This window comes from Agromyces binzhouensis, from assembly GCF_004135055.1.
Classification (GTDB): Bacteria; Actinomycetota; Actinomycetes; order Actinomycetales; family Microbacteriaceae; genus Agromyces; species Agromyces binzhouensis.
This window is the reverse complement of sequence record NZ_SDPL01000679.1, coordinates 1-1,026: the sequence shown is the minus strand read 5'-3', so window position 1 is coordinate 1,026 and position 1,026 is coordinate 1. Positions and strand designations below refer to the sequence as shown.

The 1,026-nt window shown below is 75.2% G+C and carries 1 pseudogene; it reads right to left on the bottom strand.

The window, feature by feature from the left end:
- Positions 1–1,026: pseudogene (locus tag ESO86_RS19540) on the bottom strand (helix-turn-helix transcriptional regulator); the annotation flags it as partial.

The window sequence follows — 1,026 nt, the reverse complement described above, 5'->3', positions numbered from 1 at the left end:
CGCCGTGGCGGCTTCGGCCGCGGCGAGCAGCCGCAGGTCGCGGGCGTCTCCGTCGGGCGTGAGGTCCGCCGCGCGCGCGAGCAGGCGGGCACGCGAGACGATGCCGCCACGACCTCCCGCAGCATCTGCCGCACGCTCCATCCGTTCCGCGACATCGGCGTCCGGCCCCGACGTCGCCGACGACGCATGCCAGGCCCCCATGTCGTCGCGCCCACGATCGACCATCAGGTCGGCGAGCACCTCGTGCACGCGTCGCCGGTCGTCGGCCGGCATGCCGCTGTACGCCGCGAGGCGCACGAGCGGATGCCGGAACGCGATCGCGTCGTGCACGGAGACGAGTCCCGAACGCTCGGCGGGCGTCGCGGCGTCGGCGGGCAGGCCGAGCCGGACCGCCGCCGACTCGACGACTGATCGGTCACCGGTCGACTCGGCCGCAGCCGTGAGCAACCACCGTCGAGTCTCCTCCGGGAGCGCCTCGAGTCGGACGCGGTAGTGGGACTCGAGCCGTTGGCCGATCGGTATCGGCGCCTCCGACAGCGACGTCGCCGTCAGCTCCCGCGCCGTGAGCTCGTGCGCGAGGTCGACGAGCGCGAGCGGATTCCCGCCGGTCTCCTGCGCGATCCGCGTCGCGAGGTACGGGTCGATGGGCTCGTCGGCCGAACGCGCGAGCAGCTGGACCGCGTCGAGTGCGTCGAGGCCGGTGAGCTCGAGCGTGGGCACCCCGGCGGTCCGTGCCTGCGGCAGCTCGTCAGCCCGCCCGGCGAGGAGGATCGCCGCCCGCTCGGCCTGCAGGCGTCGCGCGACGAACGCGAGCACGTCGAACGATTCGGGGTCGAGGAGATGCGCGTCGTCGACCACGCACGCCACCGGGCCCGCCTCGCCCGCGACCGCCAGCAGGGAGAGCGTGCCGAGTCCGACCAGGTATCGATCCGGCGGATCGCCGCGGTCCAGGCCGGCCGCGATGCGCAGTGCGCCGGCCTGCCGCGGCGGGATCGCCGGCAGGTGCTCGGCGAGGGGCGCGCCGAC